Source organism: Halomonas sp. SL1 (assembly GCF_003030865.2).
Lineage (GTDB): Bacteria > Pseudomonadota > Gammaproteobacteria > Pseudomonadales > Halomonadaceae > Halomonas > Halomonas halophila.
This window is the reverse complement of sequence record NZ_PYUQ02000011.1, coordinates 314,901-328,782: the sequence shown is the minus strand read 5'-3', so window position 1 is coordinate 328,782 and position 13,882 is coordinate 314,901. Positions and strand designations below refer to the sequence as shown.

13 protein-coding genes are annotated in these 13,882 nt (G+C 71.0%); 12 read left to right on the top strand and 1 reads right to left on the bottom strand.

Going from position 1 to position 13,882, the window contains the following annotated elements:
• Nucleotides 1–17: 17 nt before the first annotated feature.
• Nucleotides 18–782, bottom strand: coding sequence for a thiol:disulfide interchange protein DsbG (gene dsbG, locus C9J49_RS05585; RefSeq protein WP_107182257.1), 765 nt, complete (start codon nucleotides 780–782; stop codon nucleotides 18–20).
• 122 nt (nucleotides 783–904) lie between these two features.
• Here dsbG and nrdR point away from each other — a divergent pair, with 122 nt between their 5' ends.
• From nrdR to C9J49_RS05525, 12 genes are all read left to right on the top strand, one after another.
• Entirely contained in the window at nucleotides 905–1,390 is a 486-nt protein-coding gene (gene nrdR / locus C9J49_RS05580) for a transcriptional regulator NrdR (RefSeq protein ID WP_016856619.1), read from the top strand.
• Nucleotides 1,387–2,517, top strand: coding sequence for a bifunctional diaminohydroxyphosphoribosylaminopyrimidine deaminase/5-amino-6-(5-phosphoribosylamino)uracil reductase RibD (gene ribD, locus C9J49_RS05575; RefSeq protein ID WP_107182258.1), 1,131 nt, complete (start codon nucleotides 1,387–1,389; stop codon nucleotides 2,515–2,517). Before nrdR ends, ribD begins: the two co-directional genes overlap by 4 nt.
• Before the next feature lie 193 nt (nucleotides 2,518–2,710).
• Nucleotides 2,711–3,877 carry a bifunctional 3,4-dihydroxy-2-butanone-4-phosphate synthase/GTP cyclohydrolase II gene (gene ribBA / locus C9J49_RS05570; protein WP_035597745.1) on the top strand — a complete coding sequence of 389 codons (1,167 nt, stop codon included), beginning with the start codon at nucleotides 2,711–2,713 and terminating at the stop codon, nucleotides 3,875–3,877.
• A gap of 85 nt (nucleotides 3,878–3,962) precedes the next feature.
• Nucleotides 3,963–4,454, top strand: coding sequence for a 6,7-dimethyl-8-ribityllumazine synthase (ribE, locus tag C9J49_RS05565; protein WP_046079221.1), 492 nt, complete (start codon nucleotides 3,963–3,965; stop codon nucleotides 4,452–4,454).
• Nucleotides 4,451–4,951, top strand: a complete 501-nt coding sequence (nusB, locus tag C9J49_RS05560; RefSeq protein ID WP_046079220.1) for a transcription antitermination factor NusB — start codon at nucleotides 4,451–4,453, stop codon at nucleotides 4,949–4,951. Before ribE ends, nusB begins: the two co-directional genes overlap by 4 nt.
• A 13-nt stretch (nucleotides 4,952–4,964) precedes the next feature.
• Nucleotides 4,965–5,918, top strand: coding sequence for a thiamine-phosphate kinase (gene thiL, locus C9J49_RS05555; RefSeq protein WP_107182259.1), 954 nt, complete (start codon nucleotides 4,965–4,967; stop codon nucleotides 5,916–5,918).
• A complete protein-coding gene (locus C9J49_RS05550) occupies nucleotides 5,915–6,388 on the top strand; it encodes a phosphatidylglycerophosphatase A (RefSeq protein WP_035597758.1) in 474 nt (157 codons plus the stop codon). The genes thiL and C9J49_RS05550 overlap by 4 nt, the downstream gene beginning before the upstream one ends.
• 50 nt (nucleotides 6,389–6,438) lie before the next feature.
• Nucleotides 6,439–7,680: a DUF945 family protein gene (locus C9J49_RS05545; RefSeq protein WP_107182260.1), complete on the top strand. Its 1,242-nt coding sequence runs from the start codon at nucleotides 6,439–6,441 to the stop codon at nucleotides 7,678–7,680.
• Nucleotides 7,681–7,758: 78 nt separating this feature from the next.
• Nucleotides 7,759–10,188 (top strand): endopeptidase La, encoded by a 2,430-nt coding sequence (lon, locus tag C9J49_RS05540; protein WP_107182261.1) that lies wholly within the window; start codon nucleotides 7,759–7,761, stop codon nucleotides 10,186–10,188.
• A gap of 292 nt (nucleotides 10,189–10,480) precedes the next feature.
• The gene (gene thiB / locus C9J49_RS05535) at nucleotides 10,481–11,485 is read left to right on the top strand and encodes a thiamine ABC transporter substrate binding subunit (protein WP_046079215.1); all 1,005 of its coding nucleotides are present in this window, start codon (nucleotides 10,481–10,483) and stop codon (nucleotides 11,483–11,485) included.
• Between the two features lie 53 nt (nucleotides 11,486–11,538).
• Complete coding sequence (gene thiP, locus C9J49_RS05530; RefSeq protein ID WP_220084848.1) at nucleotides 11,539–13,158, top strand: thiamine/thiamine pyrophosphate ABC transporter permease; 1,620 nt, start codon at nucleotides 11,539–11,541, stop codon at nucleotides 13,156–13,158.
• Entirely contained in the window at nucleotides 13,142–13,798 is a 657-nt protein-coding gene (locus C9J49_RS05525) for an ATP-binding cassette domain-containing protein (protein ID WP_046079214.1), read from the top strand. The genes thiP and C9J49_RS05525 overlap by 17 nt, the downstream gene beginning before the upstream one ends.
• The last annotated feature ends 84 nt before the right edge of the window (nucleotides 13,799–13,882 follow it).

Sequence of the window (13,882 nt, the reverse complement as noted above, 5' to 3'; positions counted from 1 at the left end):
CGTCGAGGGTGCCGCGTTCAGGGCCGTGGCCCGAGGATCTCGACCAGCGTGTCTTCCTGGGGCATGCCCTGGGCGGTCTTCAGCAGGCCGCTGCTCTGAGGGTCGTTCGGGCGATAGACGATGCCCGGGGTGGCGACCAGGCCGAGGCCGTCCATCAGGTTGTGGTTCTCCTGCAGGGCCAGCTCCAGCGGGCGGGGCAGGGCGTCGAGGATCTCGACCGTGTCGCCGCGCTCGTGGTCGGCCAGCGCCGCGGCGGGATCGTCGGCGGCCAGCAGCGAGACCGCCTTGCGCGGGCTGTCGGCGGCGAGGATGCCGACCATCACGTGGCGCAGCTGGACCTTGCCGGCCTCCACCCAGGGGCGGGCGGCCTGCCAGAACCGGCGGCAGTAGGGGCAGTTGGGGTCGGTGAACACGTAGACGATGCGCTCGGCGTCGTCGCGGCCGTCGGCGATCCAGGCGCTCTGCTCGAGCTCGCCCCAGGTCTCGGCGTCCTTTGGCGCGCGCACCAGGCGGTCCAGCGGCGCCCGGGAGAGGTTCTCGCCCTCGGCGTCGATCAGGTTGCCGATCACCGCATGCTGGCCGCCTTCGGTGACGAAGATCGTCATCGGCTGGCCCCCGGCGCTGGCGGCGTAGCCGGTCAGCCCGTCGGGCGCCTCGAAGCGGCCGTGTATCGTCAGACCCTCGGCCTCGAGGGCCTGGAGCGGGGGGGGGAGTTCGTCGGCGGACGCGACGAGGGGCAGCAGCAGGGCGGCCGGCAGCAGGCGGCGGGGCAGGGCGCGCATGGCGATCCTCCTTGAACGGGTGACCCTCTCCAGACAGCGATGCGCTCCCGGGGTTCGCTGGGGCTTCGGGGCCAAAACCGTTACAATGTGGCGACAATCGTCCTCGACCCGGAACCCTGCTTATGCACTGTCCCTTCTGCGGCGCCTCCGACACCCGCGTGACCGATTCCCGACTGGTCGTCGACGGCGATCAGGTGCGGCGGCGGCGCCAGTGCGCGGCCTGCGGCGAGCGCTTCACCACCTACGAGACCGCCGAACTGGTGATGCCGCGGGTGATCAAGGGCGACGGGTCCCGGGAGCTGTTCGACGAGGCCAAGCTGCGCGCCGGCATGCTGCGCGCCCTGGAGAAGCGCCCGGTGAGCGCCGAGTCGATCGAGGCCGCGGTGGAGCGCATCCGCCAGACCCTGCGCGCCCGCGGCGAGCGCGAGATCCACGCCCGGGACGTCGGCGAGGAGGTCATGCATGCCCTGAAGCGCCTCGATCAGGTGGCCTACATCCGCTTCGCCTCGGTCTATCGCCGCTTCCAGGACATCGACGAGTTCCGCGCCGAGATCGACCGCCTGGCCCAGGAGCCGAGCTTCCAGCCCGATGGGTCCGGTGAATCATGAGCGCCGTGGTCCGTTCCCCCGAAAGCTGGATGGCCCGAGCCCTGGTGCTGGCCCGGCGCGGCCTCTATACCACCGACCCCAACCCGCGGGTGGGCTGCGTGCTGGTCAGCGACGGCCGCCGGGTCGGCGAGGGCTGGCACCAGCGCGCCGGCGAGCCGCACGCCGAGGTTCACGCCCTGCGTGACGCCGGCGAGGCCGCCCGCGGCGCCACCGCCTACGTCACCCTGGAGCCCTGTTCCCACCACGGCCGTACCGGCCCCTGCGCCGAGGCGCTGGTCGAGGCCGGCGTGGCGAAGGTGGTGGTGGCCATGCGCGACCCCAACCCGCTGGTGGCCGGCAACGGCATCGCCCGACTGCGCGCGGCCGGCATCGAGGTCGAGGTCGGCCTGCTCGAGGCCCAGGCCCGGGCGCTGAACCCCGGCTTCGTCTCGCGCATGGCCGAGGGGCGGCCCTTCGTGCGGCTGAAGATGGCGATGAGCCTCGACGGTCGCACCGCCATGCGCTCCGGCGAGTCCCAGTGGATCACCGGGCCCCGGGCGCGCTGCCAGGTGCAGCGGCTGCGGGCCCGCTCCAGCGCGGTGATCACCGGCGTCGAGTCGGTGATCTTCGACAACTCCCGGCTGACCCTGCGCGCCGATCAGCTCGAGCTGCCCGATGCGGAGGCGATCGCCGCCCGCCAGCCGCTGCGGGTGGTGGTCGACTCGCGCCTGCGCCTGCCCGAGGCGGCGGCCTGTCTGCGCGAGCCGGGCCGTACCCTGGTGGCCACCGTCGACGGCCACGACGCCGAGCGCCGTGCTCGGCTCGAGGCCGCCGGCGCCGAGGTGCTGGCGCTGCCCGCGGGGAAGGACGGGCGCGTCGACCTGGCGGCGCTGCTGGGGCATCTCGCCGAGCGCGAGGCGGTCAACGAGGCGCTGCTCGAGACCGGCGCGACCCTGGCCGGCGCCATGCTCGATGCCGGGCTGGTCGACGAGATGCAGCTGTTCGTCGCCCCGACCCTGCTCGGCGGTGAGGCACGGCCGCTGTTCGCGCTGCCGGGCCTCGAGACCATGGCCGAGCGGAAGCCGCTGGAGATCCTCGACATCCGCGCCGTGGGCCGCGACTGGCGCATCACCGCGCGCCCCGCCTGACGGCAGGACGCGCCTCCTCGCCGCGCCGTTCCGAGGGCGTCGCCCGGCCGCCCGATGGGCGCCGTCGGGCGAGCCACTACTAGCGCCGGCGGTCACGCCACGGTACCCTGACGCGGTTTCGAGCGGACGACGCCCGACGGCGACTTCGGTGTCGTCGCGTCGCGACGACCGCAGCAGAGTCAATGGAGATTCCATGGAGCACTCCTCCTCCGGGGGCCTGGCCCCCATCGCCGAACTGATCGAGGACATCCGCCAGGGGCGGATGGTGATCCTGATGGACGATGAGGATCGCGAGAACGAGGGCGATATCATCATGGCCGCCGAGAAGGTGGAGGCCGAGCACATCAACTTCATGGCGCGTCACGCCCGCGGCCTGATCTGCCTGCCGATGACCCGCGAGCGCTGCGAGCGCCTGCAGCTGCCGCTGATGGTGCGCGACAACGGCTCCGGCTTCGGCACCAAGTTCACGCTCTCCATCGAGGCCGCCGAGGGCGTCAGCACCGGAATCTCCGCCGCCGATCGCGCGCGCACCGTCCAGGCGGCGGTGGCCCGCGATGCCGAGCCGACCGACATCGTCCAGCCCGGCCACATCTTCCCGCTGATGGCCGAGCCCGGCGGCGTGCTGCGCCGCGCCGGCCACACCGAGGCCGCCTGCGACCTGTCGGCCCTGGCCGGCCTGGACCCCAGCGGCGTGATCTGCGAGGTGATGAACGAGGACGGCAGCATGGCGCGCCGCCCCGAGCTCGAGGCCTTCGCTCGCGAGCACGGCCTGAAGATGGGCACCATCGCCGACCTGATTCACTATCGCATCCACAACGAGCAGACCGTCGAGTCGCTGGAGTCGATGCCGGTGCAGACGCCCCACGGCGAGCTGACCCTGCACGTGTTTCGCGATCGCATCCAGGGCGCCCATCACCTGGCGCTGGTCAAGGGGCGCCCGCATCCCGAGGACCTGACCACGGTGCGCGTGCATCTGTCCAACGTGATGCGCGACCTGCTGCTGCTGCAGAAGGGCGAGCACGACAGCTGGACCGCCCACGAGGCGATCGCCGAGGTTGCTAGCGCCGAGCACGGGGTGTTCGTGCTGCTCGACGACGGTCGCCCGCAGCAGGATCTTCACGACCTGCTCGAGGTCTTCCTGGAGCGTCGCCGGGCGCCGCGCACCACCGATTCCGATGGCGCCGGCAACTACCTCACCATCGGTACCGGGTCGCAGATCCTGCGCGAGCTGGGTGTGGGCCGCATGCGCCTGCTCAGCTCGCCGTGGAAGTTCTCGGCGCTCTCAGGCTTCGACCTGGAAGTGATCGAACGCGTCGAGCCCGGCCAGACGCCGGCCGCCGAGGGTGACGACGGCGCCTGACGCCTTCATCCGACATCTCGCCGGGGCGCCGACCGTCGCGCGCCCCGGCGATTCCGTTTTCATCGGGTTCAGCAGGAAAGAGACCATGCAACCGATTTCCCAAGTCGAAGGCAGCTTCGTCAACGTCGATGGCCGCTACGTGATCGTGGTGGGCCGCTTCAATCATCATGTGGTGGACAGCCTGGTCGAGGGCGCCGTGGACAGCCTGACGCGTCACGGCGTCGATGAGGAGAACATCGACATCGTGCACACCCCGGGGGCCTGGGAACTGCCGCTGGCCATCAAGCGGGCGCTGCAGGTGGTCCGCCCCGATGCGGTCATCGCCCTGGGCGCGGTGATCCGCGGCGGCACGCCGCACTTCGAGCACGTGGCCGGCGAATGCAACTCGGCCATGAACCGTCTTCAGCTGGAGTTCGACACCCCGGTGGCCAACGGCGTGCTGACCGTCAACTCCATCGAGCAGGCCATCGAGCGTGCCGGCACCAAGGCCGGCAACAAGGGCACCGAGGCGGCCATGGCGGCCATGGAAATGGTCTCGCTGCTGCGCCGCTTCGGCGACGGGGAGAACGCCCGATGAGCGAACAGCGTCGCGAACCGTCCAAGGCACAGCTGGCCCGTCATGCGGCCCGTGAACTGGCCGTCCAGGGGCTCTACCAGTGGCAGCTGACCGAGAAGCCGATCGCCGCCGTCGAGGCCGAGTTCCGCAGCCAGATCGCCGACGAGGATCTGGAGGATCACGAGAACTGGCACAAGGTGATGGGCATCGCCGACCTGGCGCTGTTCCACCAGCTGCTGCACGAGGTGGCGCGCCACCGCCGCGAACTTGACGCCACCATCGCGCCGCTGCTCGACCGTCGCCTCGAGGATCTCGATCTGATCGAACTGGCGATCCTGCGCCTGGGGGCCTACGAACTCGCCAAGCGTCCCGAGGTGCCGTACCGCGCGGTGATCAACGAGGGCGTCGAGCTGGCCAAGTCCTTCGGCGCCACCGAGGGGCACAAGTACGTCAACGGCATCCTCGACAAGCTCGCCGCCAAGCTGCGCGGCGCCGAGGTCTCCGCGCGTCGTCGCTGAAGGCTTCGAACCGATGTCCAGCGAATTCGAGCTGATCGCCCGTCATCTCGCTCCTGACCCCGCGGCCGATGCCGCGGGGGTGAGCCTCGGTGTCGGCGACGACTGCGCGCTGCTCGCGCCCACGCCCGGCACGCGGCTGGCGGTGAGCGTCGACACTTCGGTGGCCGACGTGCACTTTCCCGCCGATGCCCCGGCTTCCACCATCGGCCACCGGGCGCTGGCGGTCAGCCTCAGCGACCTGGCCGCCATGGGCGCCGAGGCGCGCTGGTGCCTGATGTCGCTGACCCTGCCCGAGGCCGATGACGCCTGGGTCGCGGCGTTTGCGGCCGGCTTTCATGCCCTGTGCGACGCTTGCGGCGTGGCGCTGGCCGGCGGCGACGTCACCCGCGGCCAGCTGGCGGTGGGCGTGACGGTGATGGGCGAGGTGCCCGAGCGCGAGGCCCTGACCCGCGCCGGCGCCCGGCCCGGCGAGGTGATCGCGGTGACCGGCGCGCTGGGCGGCGGTGCCGGCGGCCTGGCCCGTTGGCAGGCCGGTGAGCGCGATCCCGACGATGCCCTGCTGCGTCGCTACCTTCGCCCCGAGCCGCGTCTCGCCGCCGGCCTGGCGCTGCGCGAGTTGGCCTCCGCGGCGATCGACGTCTCGGACGGCCTGCTGGCCGACCTCGGTCATCTCTGCGTGGCGTCCGGCGTGGGCGCCGCCCTGACGCCCGAGGCACTGCCGCTGGCCGAGGGGCTCGTGGCGGCACTCGGCGACGACGATGTCATGGACGCGGCCCTGCGCGGCGGCGACGACTACGAACTGCTGGTGACGCTGCCCGAGGCGCACCTCGCGCCGGCCCGGGCGCGGCTGGCCGCCGAGGGGCTGGCGCTGACCGCGATCGGCCGCGTCACCGACACCCCGGGGGTCGCCGGCGTCGCCGATGACGGCGCCACGGGCTGGCAGCACTTCTCAGGAGACACGCCATGAACCGCGCCCCCCAGAGCGTCTGGCACCGGCCGGTCCACTTCCTTGCCTTCGGCTTCGGCAGCGGCGCCGTCCCCTTCGCCCCGGGCACCGTCGGTACCCTGGCGGCCATCCCCTTCTACTGGCTGATGTCGGAACTGCCGCTGGGCTGGTACCTGTTCGTGGTGGCCATCACCTTCGTGTGGGGGGTCTGGCTGTGCGAGAAGACCTCCCGCGACCTCGGCGTCCACGACCACTCGGGCATCGTCTGGGACGAGTTCGTCGGCTACTGGCTGACCATGATGGCGGTGCCCTTCTCCTGGGAGGCGGCCCTGTGGGGCTTCGTGGTCTTCCGGGTGTTCGACGTCTTCAAGCCCTGGCCGATCCGCTGGGCCGACCGCCGCGTGGCCGGCGGCTTCGGCATCATGATCGATGACGTCCTGGCCAGCGCCTACGCCTGGTGTACCATGCACCTGTGGTTCTGGCTCCACTGAGGTCGACGCCTCGGCCCGGGGCAGGGCGTCACGTCGACAAGGAGTGAGCGATGCGCAAGGAGCGCCTGATCGTGCCGGTGCTGGCGGTGCTGGCCCTGGCCTGGGCGGTGGCCCAGACCCTCGCCGGCCTGCTGTTCGAGCGCGAGCTCACCCGGCTCGTGGCCGAGCTTCGCCAGGGCGGCGAGCTGAGCGTGCGGCGCAGCGACGTGGAACGCGGCTGGCTGACCTCCCACGGCGTGATCCATCTGGCGCCGCTGTTCGGCAACGCCTGGCATCTCGACGTGGTCTACCGCGCTCGTCATGGCGTGCTGGAGACCCGGCTGGACGGCACCTTGCGCCCCCACGCGCCGGAGATCGAGCCCGCCCAACGGGCGGTGGGCGCCGCGCCGCCCCGCTGGGACGCCCATTTCCGCCCCTATTCCTCGACCCTCGATGCCACCCTGGAACTCGCCCCCCTGGTCTTTCAGCAGCAGGCGCGCACCCTGACCCTGCAGGGCGGCCGGGTCGCGATCCACGGCGACGTCGGCGACTGGCGGCTGCGCGCGCGGCTCGCCGAGCTGCGCCTCGACGACGGCGAGACCCGCCTGAGTGCCGGCCCGCTGGTGCTGGAGAGCCGCTTCGCCTATACCCAGGACGGCTTCCATTTCAATCAGGGCGACCACTGGCGTCTCCAGAACCTGGCCTGGCGCTCCCCGGAGCTGGCCTTCGACGCCGCCGAACTCAGTCTGAAGACCCGGACCGTGCTGGATGCCGAGGAGCTGCGTCTGAAGGCCCGGCTCGACGTCGGCGAGGTGTTGTCCGGCGACGAGGTGCTGCTGACCGGCGAGCTGGCGGGCGAGCTGTCGCGCCTGGATGCCGATGCGCTACGCGCGCTGTCGGCCCTGCTGCATCGCGAGGCGTTACTCGGCCATGCCGAGGCGGATGATCATTCCCTTGGCGAGATGCTGACGCCGGCCCTGCGCGAGCTGCTGTCCGATTCCCCGCGGCTGGATATCCTCGAGGCCGACCTCGAGAGCCCCATGCTGGGGCTGTCCCTCGACGGCGAGGGCGTGCTGGTCTTCGACGCCCGCGACCTCGATGCCCTCGACCCGATGGCGCTGGAGTCCGAGGCGGAGCGCGCGGCCTGGCGTGAGCGGGTCGACGGCGACTTCCTGTGGCAGCACCTGCCGCCGGTGATCGCCCTGGGGCTGGGGCTGCCGCTGGACACCCGGGAACTGCAGGTTGACGTGGTGCGCGGCACGGTGAGGATCAACGGTCGCCCGCTGCCGCCGGTGCTCGAACGCTGGCGATGACTTGAAGTTCGGCGTCGTCGCCCGCATTGCGGAAACATCACGGGTCGAGATGTCCCGTCCCTTCAGGATGAGGTACGCATGAGCGAAGACGATCAGCGCTACGAACAGGACGGCCTGGAATGGGTCCAGGCCGACACGGATGACGAGCTGGACCTCGACGAGGGCGCCGGCCACGCGGTGGTGCCGGCCAGCGATACCCTGCCCGAGCGGCTCTACCTGCTGCCGATCCACAATCGTCCCTTCTTCCCCGCCCAGGTCCAGCCCCTGGTGATCAACCGCGAGCGCTGGGAGGACACCATCGGTCGGGTCGGCAACACGCCGCACCACATGGTGGGCCTGGCCTTCGTCGGCGAGGCCGGCGTCGAGGACCTGAGCCCCGGCGACTTCCCCGAGATGGGCACCGCGGTCAAGGTGCACAAGCTCCAGGGCGAGGACTCCCAGCTGCAGTTCATCGCCCAGGGCATGCGCCGCTTCCGCATCCAGCGCTGGCTGTCCAAGGAGCCGCCCTACCTGGTCGAGGTCAGCTATCCCCGCGAGCCGGTGGACGCCGAGGACGAGGAGACCCGCGCCTACGCCATGGCGCTGATCAACGGCATCAAGGAGCTGCTGCCGATCAACCCGCTCTACGGCGAGGAGCTCAAGCACTACCTCAACCGCTTCAGCCCCCACGAGCCGGGCCCGCTGACCGACTTCGCCGCCGCCATCACCTCGGCCAAGGGGCCGGAGCTGCAGGACGTGCTGGAGTCGCTGCCGGTGATGGAGCGCATGCAGAAGGTGCTGCCGCTGCTGCGCAAGGAGATCGACGTCGCCCGGCTGCAGAGCGAGATCAGCGAGCAGGTCAACGCCCAGATGCAGGAGCGCCAGCGGGAGTTCTTCCTGCGCGAGCAGCTCAAGATCATCCAGCGTGAGCTGGGTATCTCCAAGGACGATCGCGAGAACGACGTCGATACCTTCCGCGCCCGCCTCGAGGACAAGACGGTACCGGAGCGCGTCCAGGAACGCATCGACGACGAGCTCGACAAGCTCTCGGTGCTGGAGACCGGCTCGCCGGAGTACGGCACCACCCGCCACTACCTGGACTGGCTGACCTCGCTGCCCTGGGGCCTGACCAGCGACGACCAGCTCGACCTGGGCCACGCCCGGGAAGTGCTCGACCGCGACCACGACGGCCTCACGGACGTGAAGGAGCGCATCGTCGAGTTCCTCGCCGAGGGCACCTTCAAGGGCGACGTCGGCGGCTCCATCCTGCTGCTGGTGGGCCCGCCGGGCGTCGGCAAGACCTCCGTGGGGCGCTCCATCGCCGAGGCGCTGGGCCGCGAGTTCTATCGCTTCTCGGTGGGCGGCATGCGCGACGAAGCCGAGATCAAGGGCCACCGCCGCACCTACGTCGGCGCCATGCCCGGTAAGCTGGTGCAGGCGATCAAGGAGGTCGGCGTCGAGAACCCGGTGATCATGCTCGACGAGATCGACAAGCTCGGACAGTCGTTCCAGGGCGACCCGGCCTCGGCGCTGCTCGAGGTGCTCGACCCGGAGCAGAACGTCGACTTCCTGGACCACTACCTGGACGTGCGGCTGGACCTGTCCAAGGTGCTGTTCGTGTGCACTGCCAATACCCTGGACTCGATCCCGGCGGCGCTGCTCGACCGCATGGAGCAGATTCGCCTCTCCGGCTACATCGCCCAGGAGAAGATGGCCATCGCCAAGCATCACCTGTGGCCCAAGCTGCTCGAGCGCGATCGCATCCCCAAGAAGCGCTTGAATCTCACCGACGCCGCGCTGCGTCAGGTGATCGAGGGCTACGCCCGCGAGGCCGGGGTACGCCAGCTCGAGAAGCAGCTGCACCGCATCGTGCGCAAGTCCGCGGTCAAGCTGCTCGAGAACGACCAGCAGACGGTCAAGGTCTCGGTGAAGAACCTCGAGGAGTTCCTCGGTGCGCCCACCTTCCGCAAGGAGAAGGTGATGAAGGGCGAGGGCGTTGTCACGGGGCTGGCCTGGACCGCCATGGGCGGCGCGACCCTGTCGGTGGAGGCCGGCAAGGTGCACGCCCTGGATCGCGGCTTCAAGCTGACCGGCCAGCTTGGCGACGTGATGAAGGAGTCCGCCAACATCGCCTACAGCTACGCGCTGGGTCATCTCGGCGAGTACGGCGCCGACCCGGACTTCTTCGACTCCGCCTTCGTGCATCTGCACGTGCCGGAGGGCGCTACGCCCAAGGACGGCCCCTCGGCCGGCGTGACCATGACCACCGCGCTGCTGTCGCTGGCCAAGCACCGGCCCATCGACCGGCCGCTGGCGATGACCGGCGAGCTGACCCTGACCGGCCACGTGCTGCCGGTGGGCGGCATCCGCGAGAAGGTGATCGCCGCCCGGCGCAGCGAGATCTTCGAGGTGATCCTGCCCGAGGCCAACCGCCGCGACTACGAGGAGCTGCCGGACTACCTCAAGGAGGACGTCACGGTGCACTTCGCGGGGCATTATCGGGATGTGGCGAAGGTCGTTTTCGGCTGAGGAAAACACCGATTTATTGCTGCGCTCGATATCCTGGCCGCCGGCGGTGTCGAGGCGTCGAACCGTCGCTATCCTCATGTAGCAGGCTACACTCCGGTAGCTGCGCTCCGGCGGCGGCCAGCCTCTCTTCGCTCGCGACATAAATCGGCGCTTTCCCGATTGTCAGGAAAGCATCGCATTACCTACCGCCCCATCCCTCCGTAACGCGCCCGCCGATGGCATAATGGCGGGCGCGTTTTCGTGTCCGACCCCTCACTCTTCGCTTCCCACTTCTCGAACAACAGGAATGTCCATGGCTCCCAAGGTTCAGGTCGTCGGTGCCTCGCTGGCCGCGCTGCTGGTCGCCGGCTCCGTTCAGGCCGGCGAGACCCTCACCGTCTATACCTACGACTCCTTCGTCTCCGAGTGGGGGCCGGGGCCCGGCATCGAGGAGGCCTTCGAGGCCCGCTGCGGCTGCGATCTCGCGTTCGTCGCCTTGCCCGGCGGCGTCGACATCCTCCAGCGGCTGCGTCTCGAGGGGCAGGACACCGCCGCCGACGTGGTGCTGGGGCTGGACATGAACCTGATGGCCGAGGCCCGCGCGCTGGACCTGCTGGCGCCCCACGGCGTCGACACCGGCGCCCTCGACCTGCCCATCGACTGGAGCGACGACACCTTCCTGCCCTACGACTGGGGCCACTTCGCCTTCGTCTACGACACCGAGCGGCTCGAGACGCCGCCCGGGAGCTTCGAGGAACTGCTCGACGCCCCGGACGACGTCAAGGTGATCCTCCAGGACCCGCGCACCAGCGTCACCGGCCTGGGGCTCTTGCTGTGGATCAAGAAGGTCTACGGCGAGCGGGCGCCGGAGATATGGGCGCGCCTCAACGAGCGCGTGCTGACCGTCACCAGCGGCTGGAGCCAGGCCTACTTCTCGCTGTTCATGAACGGCGAGGCGCCGATGGTGCTCTCCTACGCCACCTCGCCGGCCTATCACATGGCCGTCGAGGGCACCGACCGCTACCAGGCCGCCGAATTCGACGACGGCCACTACCTGCAGGTGGAAACGGCCGCCCGGGTGGCGACCAGCGAGCATCCCGCGCTCGCTCGCGAGTTCCTGGCCTTCATGCTGACGCCGGACTTCCAGCGCCATATTCCGCTGGGCAACGTCATGCATCCGGCCATCGACCTCGGCGATGAGCTGCCCGAGGTCTATGAGCGGCTGATCGCCCCCGAGAGCCTGACCTTCACGCCCGAAGCGGTGCAGGCCCATCGCCGCGAGTGGATCCGCGAGTGGCGCAACGCCGCCGCCCGATGAGCCCGATCACGCGCTGGGCCACGCATTCGCGCTGGCCCCTGGGAGCCGGCATCGTGGCGCTCGTCGCGGTGGCGGGGTTAGGCCTCGGCAGCCTCGGCGCGCTCCTGTGGCAGGCCCGCGAGCTGCATCCGGCGATGCTGTGGCAGGAGCCGTGGCTGGCCGCCGTGCTGCGCTTCACCCTGTGGCAGGCCAGCCTCTCCACGCTGCTGTCGATCGGCCTGGCGATTCCCGTGGCCCTGGCGCTGGCCCGGCGGCCGCGCTTCCTCGGCCGGCGCCTGCTGCTGCGGGCCATGGAGCTGTCGCTGGTGATCCCGAGCCTGATCGCGCTGTTCGGGCTGGTCGCCGTTCACGGCCGGCGTGGCTGGCTGGCGCCGCTGAGCGATTGGCTGGGCGGGCTGCCCGACGACTATCTCTACGGCCTCTCCGGCATCGTGCTGGCCCACGTCTTCTACAACCTGCCGCTGGCCGCGCGGCTGATGCTGCAGGCGCTCGAGGAGGCGCCGCCGGCCCAGTGGCGGCTGGCCGGCCAGCTGGGGCTGTCTCGCGGCGTGCTGTGGCGGGCGCTGGAGTGGCCGCGGCTGGCACCGCTGCTGCCGCGTCTCGCCGCGCTGGTGTTCACGCTGTGCTTCACCAGCTTCGCCATCGTCATGACCCTGGGCGGCGGGCCGGCGTCCTCGACTCTGGAAGTGGCGCTCTACCAGGCCATGAAGTTCGACCATGACCTGGCCCTGGCGGCGCTGCTGGCGCTGACCCAGCTGGCGATCTGCCTGACGCTGTGGCTCGTGGCGCTGTCCCGCGGCGGCACGCCGTCGCTGGCGGTGGGCGGGCGCCCCGGCCGGCCTGCCGGGCGCTGGTGGCGCCGCGACGCTCAGGGGCTCTCGCGCCTCACCGATGCCTTCTGGCTCATCGGGCTGGCCGCGCTGCTGTTGCCGCCGCTGGTGGCGGTGCTGGTGGCCGGCGTGCTCGGCCTGCCGGAGATGCCCCGCGGCGCGAGCCTCTGGCCGGCGGCGCTGCGCAGTCTCTCGATGGCATTCGCCGCCGGGCTCGGTTCGCTGGCGCTGGCCGTGGCGCTGCTCGCCGGGCGCCAGTGGCTGCGCGACCGGCGGCGGCCGCTTGCCGCCGCGCTGATGGAGGGCGGCGGCCAGCTGATCCTGGTGATTCCGGCGCTGGTGTTCGGCACCGGCCTGTTCCTGCTGCTGCGCCCGAGGCTCGGCAGCGGCTGGGAGGGCTATGCCCTGGTGGTGCTGGTCAATGCCTTCATGGCGCTGCCCTTCGCCATGCAGGTGATCCGCGGTGCGCTGCCGGGCCTCTCGGCGCCGGAGCGGCGGCTGGCCGACCAGCTCGGGGTGCGCGGCATGGCCCGGCTGCGCTGGCTGCAGTGGCCGCGGCTGCGCCGCCCGCTGGCCCTGGCGCTGGCCTACGCGATGACGCTGTCGCTCGGCGACTTCAGCGTCATCGCGCTGTTCGGCAGCCCCGCGGCGCCGACCCTGCCGATGCTGCTGTTCCAGCAGCTGGGCGGCTACCGCTGGCAGGGCGCGGCGGCTACCGCGCTGCTGCTGCTGGCCCTGGTGGCGCTGGTGTTCGCCGCCCTCGACCGCCTGACCCGACACCCGCCGCGCCACCGCTGGCGGGCCGCTTCGCCGCAAGGACGCCCCGATGCTCGACTGCCATGACCTGACCTTCCACTACACGCGCTGCGATCCGGGCGAGACGCCGGACTTCCGCTTTGCCTTCCGGCTCGCGCCGGGGGAATGCCTGTCGGTGGAGGGGCCGTCGGGGTCCGGCAAGAGCACGCTGCTGGCGTTGCTGGCCGGCTTCCTCGAGCCCGGCGGCGGGCGGCTCGACTGGACGGGGGAGGACCTGCTGGCGCGGCCGCCCTGGGAGCGCGGCATCACCACCGTCTTCCAGGAGCACAACCTGTTCGATCACCTGCCGGTGTGGCTCAACGTGGGCCTCGGCCTGGCGCCGGACATGAAGCTCACTCGCGAGCAGAAACGGCGCATCCGCGAGGGGCTGGCCGAGGTCGGGCTCGAGGGGCTCCACGACCGGCTGCCCGACGAGCTCTCCGGCGGCCAGCGCCAGCGGGTGGCACTGCTGCGTGCGCTGCTGCGGGGCGCGCCGCTGCTGCTGCTCGACGAGCCCTTCACCGGGCTCGACGACGCCACCCGGCGCGGGCTGTGGGCGCTGGTGCGTCGTCAGAAGGCGGCCGGCGTGGCGGTGCTGCTGGTCAGCCACGACCGCGACGACATCGAGGCCCTGGCCGACCGCCGCTGCCGGCTCGAAGGCGGGCGGCTGGTGGCGGTCGGCGACTAGCCGTCAGGGGCCGGCTGGAGGGGCGTGGCGCTGGCCTGTCGCCCGGGGGCATGACAGAATCGGATCACTGGACATCAAGACCGC